This window comes from Cupriavidus sp. FW305-F7 (assembly GCF_058782875.1).
On the sequence record NZ_JBYSYC010000109.1, the window covers coordinates 1 to 5,241 of the forward strand.

4 protein-coding genes and 1 pseudogene are annotated in these 5,241 nt (G+C 59.9%); 3 read left to right on the plus strand and 2 right to left on the minus strand.

Annotated features, from left to right (window positions below; translation table 11 throughout):
- The first annotated feature begins 503 nt into the window (after positions 1–503).
- Positions 504–878: a GFA family protein gene (locus AC3WL8_RS39725; RefSeq protein ID WP_492380235.1), complete on the plus strand. Its 375-nt coding sequence runs from the start codon at positions 504–506 to the stop codon at positions 876–878.
- A 330-nt stretch (positions 879–1,208) separates the two neighbouring features.
- Here the strand turns inward: AC3WL8_RS39725 and AC3WL8_RS39730 are convergent, their stop codons facing one another.
- A complete protein-coding gene (locus AC3WL8_RS39730; protein WP_492380236.1) occupies positions 1,209–1,685 on the minus strand; it encodes a DUF188 domain-containing protein in 477 nt (158 codons plus the stop codon).
- A 622-nt stretch (positions 1,686–2,307) separates the two neighbouring features.
- Here AC3WL8_RS39730 and istA point away from each other — a divergent pair.
- Positions 2,308–3,882: an IS21 family transposase gene (istA, locus tag AC3WL8_RS39735; protein WP_492380237.1), complete on the plus strand. Its 1,575-nt coding sequence runs from the start codon at positions 2,308–2,310 to the stop codon at positions 3,880–3,882.
- Positions 3,879–4,652: an IS21-like element helper ATPase IstB gene (gene istB / locus AC3WL8_RS39740; RefSeq protein WP_492380238.1), complete on the plus strand. Its 774-nt coding sequence runs from the start codon at positions 3,879–3,881 to the stop codon at positions 4,650–4,652. The genes istA and istB overlap by 4 nt, the downstream gene beginning before the upstream one ends.
- A 251-nt stretch (positions 4,653–4,903) precedes the next feature.
- Here the strand turns inward: istB and AC3WL8_RS39745 are convergent.
- A pseudogene (locus tag AC3WL8_RS39745) lies at positions 4,904–5,146 on the minus strand (RidA family protein); the annotation flags it as partial.
- Positions 5,147–5,241: the final 95 nt, after the last annotated feature.

Below are 5,241 nucleotides of genomic sequence, written 5' to 3' on the forward strand. Positions count from 1 at the left end.
GGATCGCTTACGCCAAGGGCTGCTTCAAACAGTTTGCTATGCATCGCTCGTGTTGCTCTTTACCTGAAACCCGCCACCATACCACCCACTTGAAATTCAAAAGAGGCACGCGTTGCCTAGTCATGTTTGGCTTTGCAAGGCTGGGGTCCTGTACTACGTTTAAAATTGAAATATCGCGAGATGTCGCCGCATCTGGCACCGGAGATCAGCGTTCACCTTCTTGCGGCGACGCCCACGTGCCACTACCTCGAGTATGTCAATTGGGCGGACGCATAAGAGCAGCTACGGATCGCCCGGGTATTGGACTGAAGTGGAATCCGGAAGCAGTCGAGGCCCTTGCAATGGATGGATAACCGATACTCGATTACTACTACGGTGGTTCAGATCACGAGGTCACGCCCAATTTGGTCCGCTGACGAAAATCCAATGGACGGAACTTTTGACCGGCATCCTTTCGCGTCGACGGACTACACCATCCCATTTTCCACTCCGGAGGATGAATCATGCAAGGCGAGATGAATACCTATCACGGTTCTTGTCATTGCGGAAAAATTCAGTTTGAAATCAAGTCAACGCTGGACCCAGCGAAGCGTTGTAACTGCTCGTTCTGCAAACGCCGAGGCGCAGTCATGACACGTGTCCCGGTTGACTGCTTTACGTTACTCGCCGGGGAGGAATGCTTGTCGATTTATCAATTCAATTCTAAGGTGGCAAAACACTACTTCTGCAAAGTGTGTGGCATCTATGTGTTCCACCGCCCTCGTACGGCCCCCGAGCTCTACGGGATCAACGTCGGTTGTCTGGACGGCGTTGATGCCCTTTCCTTGCAAGTGGGCTTAATCGACGGCGAGGCATACTCCGTTGTCGAGTCAGTCTGAGCAAATGCGTGCAGTAGGTTACGTTCCTTCCCTCCAACGTTTTCTTGGTGGTGATTTGCTGCCGGGTCCGAACGATCGCTCTGGTGCGGTGGCGAAGTCCAAGCTATCAGTCTGAGGAAGGAGGTGTCACATAATGTGGCCGCCGCCTCCACACTGCTACCAGTCGTGAGCGAGGATTGGCATCATCAAGGTGGATGACCGCTTACGGATGCGGAGGGGCACTTCAACGTCGTCTTTGTGAGAAACATCGCCACCGGCCGGCCCTGGCCGGCAAGCGACTGGCCGGAGCGACGCTACGGTCCACTATTGCGTCGCTGTGGCTCGCGCGCTTCAGGCGACCGCACCCGGCGGCTCATGGCGTGCCAGGAACCGATCCGATTGGGCAGCGAACGCCTTGCTATTCTGTGGGGCGTAGGGCGCCGGACCGCCGGTATCGACGCCCGAGCCGCGGAGCTGGTCCATCACCTCACGCATCGTTAGGCGCTCCTGGATATTCTCACGGCTAAACCAGCTTCCTCGTGGGTCGAGCACATAAGCGCCCTTGTCGAGGAGATGGTCGAGGTAGTAGCCCCAATCCACCCAAGATAAGCCGCCAAGATAAATCGCAATTTGCGCCAAGAACGCTTGACAGGTGACGAGGTTCGAGTGGCCGCCGCCCTGCTTGCGCTGGCTGTTTAGCGCAAGCAGGGCGGCGGTAGAGTCGAGATGTGGCGCGGTAGCAGTAGGTTCGGTTTGTCTGTTGCCGCCCCTTTCGTTTGGCGGCGCCCCAATAACCTGGCCATAACCCCGTTTCCACATCCCGCTCATCGGTAGGGTCGAGAACTGGCGCGCGCACTTTCAGGTGCCGGTGGTGATTCCACCGCTTTCGCGATGGCCCGCAATCCGGCGACCATAGTCACATTTCCACCTCCCGCCACGTCAAACGCAGCATGCGGTTTTCCCGCGACAAATGTGATCCATTACATTTAGTGCGGGAGATCCGCCTGTCCGGTTCGATGAGCGGGGTGTGGAAACGGAGCCACGGGGAGGTTACTAGGGCACCGCCAGACGAAAGGGGCGGCAACAGACAAACCAAACCTACTGCCACCGCGCCACATCTCGACTCTACCGACTTGGGGCGGCCGAGGGGAGGGCGCAGGTCGGCGCCACCCGACTGAGACATCCAACTGCTGCAAGACGAACGGTGCTCACCTCTTCCAATCGGATGGCGGGTTACAGGGCTGAGCCGACGTCTGAACGTCCGACCGATGACATATGTGGACGGCGGCTCGTGGCCAAGAACGGCCTCAGCCTGCCCCGATGGTCGGCCAAACTCCTCCACCTGTGGTCACCTCAAACTCCCCCACCTGAAGGGGCGCTGCAAGTGATGTGAGCGCCAGGCAGGACGTTACCTTGTTCCCCTCGAATAAGAAGCAGAGGGGTTGCCGGAGTGAACGTCTTGAAGCCACATATACAGACCACCATCGCTACGCTAATCGCCGCTGGCAAGGGTCAGCGGGAGATCGCCCGGATCACCGGCGTCGATCGCAAGACGATTCGGGGGTATCAAGCGCAATTTGCTGCCGCCCAGCAGGCAAACTCCCCCACGGTGACCACCGGCTCCGAGCCGCAAATTCCCCCACCCCGACCACCGGCAACTGGTGCACATCAATTGTCGGCGTGCGCGCCATACCAGGAGTTTGTGCGAGCCCAGGTGCAACTGCATCGGAACGCCACGGCGATCTACCAAGATCTCGTCGATCAGTACGGCTTCACCGCCAGCTACGAAAGCGTCAAGCGTTTCGTTCGGTCCTTGCGCCACCAAGCGCCAAAGCAATTCGACCGACTGGAATTCCTGGCCGGCGAGGAGGCGCAGGTTGACTATGGCGAGGGGGCGCCGACCCGGTTGCCTGGCACAGACCGCTACCGCAAGCCGCGGTTGTTCGTGATGACGCTGCGCCATTCGCGGCATAGCTTCCGGCGCGTGGTGTGGAAGTCGAGCCAGCAAGTCTGGGCGGAACTGCACGAGCAAGCTTGGCGCTACTTCGGTGGCTCGACCCAGTACGTGGTGCTGGACAATTTAAAGGAAGGTGTCCTCAAGCCTGATCTGTATGAACCCGAGCTCAACCCGGTGTATGCGGCCATGCTGGCCCATTATGGGGTGGTAGCCGATCCGGCACGGGTACGCGACCCTGACCGCAAAGGCACAGTCGAGAATGCGATCCAGCATACGCAGGCTACTGCTCTGAAAGGGCGGCGCTTCGAGTCGATCGAGGCGCAGAATGCCTTCCTTGAGCAATGGGAGGAGAAATGGGCCTCCAAGCGGGTCCATGGCAGCACACGGCGCCAGGTTCAGGCGATGTTCGAAGAAGAGCGTCCTCACCTGAGGGCGCTACCGGCAAGAAACTTCGAGTACTTCACCGACCGCGTCTACACCGTCTACGACGACACCTGTGTTCGAGTCGACCACAGCAGCTATGCCGCCCGGCCGGCGGCCATCGGCAGCCGGGTGCTGGTGCGCAAATACGCGCATCGTCTGGAGATCCGGGACCTGAATACCCAAGTCTTGCTGCGCAGCCATGATCTGGCGGACAGGCCTGGCACGGTGGTGCTGCCGCAGGACGAACGCCTGTTTAATCCCTCACGCGAGACACGTCGCATCCTGGTGCAGGCCAAAGCTATTGGGCCATCTGCCGAGCGCCTGTGCCAACTCCTGTTCGACACCGAAGGCCGTGTAGGTCAGCGCAAGCTGTGGGGCATCGTCGGCCTGGTCCGGCGGTATCCACGCCGGTTGATCGAAGAGGCTTGCGAAACCGCCTTGCGAGAAGGCGTGCCCAGCTATCGCCGGGTCAAGGCCTTGACGGAGCGCCTGCTTGAGCAGGCGCTGGCCGCTCTTGATACACCGATCCAGGGCGAACTGCCCCTGACCCAGGAACACCCCCTGATCCGGGACGGCGACGACTATGCCGACCTGTTCACGCTCGGCGCCAGACAAAGCGCCGCAAACCAAGGAGATCACTCATGACCATGAGTCTCGCAGAAATCGACCGTGCCTTGCGTGACCTGCGCCTGTCAGGCATCGCCGCCACACTGGAGACCCGCGTGCTGCAAGCCCAGGCCAGCCAACAACCCTTCCTCGAAACCTTCTCCATGATCCTGCAGGACGAACTGGATCGTCGCCGCTCCCGGCTACTCGAGCGGCGCTACCAGCAGTCGGGCCTGGACGAGCGCCGCACCTTGGCCGAGTTCGATTGGGCCTTCAACCCGAAGCTGCCGCGCCAAGCCTGCTTCGAGTTGCATACCTTGAAGTTCGTAGCCGACGCCGACAACGCGCTGCTCATTGGCAAGCCCGGCACCGGCAAAAGCCACATCGCCAAGGCCATCGCCTACAACGCCATCCTGCAGGGTATAAAAGTGCGTTACGTCGAGTCCGACACGGTGTTCGCCGGCTACGCCGTAGACACGCGAACCGATCAGGACCGCCTGCTCAAGATGCTGCTCGAACCGGAACTGGTCGTGCTCGACGACTTGTTCCTGGCAAAACGCATCCCGGATGCCGCCGCCGAACTGCTGCAGACGCTGGTCCACCAACGCTACAAATTGCGTCGAAGCATCATCGTCACGTCCAACCGCGTCGTGCAGGACTGGGGGCGATACCTCGGCGACAACACCATGGCCACCACCATCCTCGACCGTATGATGCACCGCTCCAAACTCCTCGAGTTCGAAGGGAAAAGCTATCGCCTCAAGGAAGCGGCCACCAGGCTTGCTGTCTCAGAGAAAGCCGACTCATAATCAGCTCGTCCTGCCTGGGGGAATTTAGCCGACCACAAGTGGGGGAGTTTGAAGTGACCATCCGGGCAGCCTGTGGCCGCGCGAACAGCGGAGAATCGGCCGGCACTAGCCTTCGCCGGCCGAGGGCGAACTGCGGAACTTAGACCGTCAGCGGACAGCTCCATATCGAATCGCAACCGACAGCCAAGATTAGAGAGGCCGGAGGTACGAACTCGAATGGGCCGAAACCGTTGCCACCGTTGCCCACGTCATCATGCACCGGTTCGTCGTGCAACCACTTCGATTTCGACAGCAGCACCCCGCGGGAGGCTCGCGACGGCCACGCAGGAACGAGCGGGGAGCATGCTGCCAAGGTACTCGGCGTAAGTGGTGTTGAAGCTGTCGTAGTTACTCATGTCGGTGAGGAATACTGTCACCTTTATCACATCACGCCACTCACAGCCTGCGTCGCTTAGCACAGTGGATACGTTAGACCGAACTTTGAGCACGCGGCGCGCATAACGCTTTGATTGCTCGCGGTTATGTGCTCGCGAGCGAGTCGATTACTGGGTACAGGCGACGGGGCTGATGTTGAGGAGGCGGAAGGCCT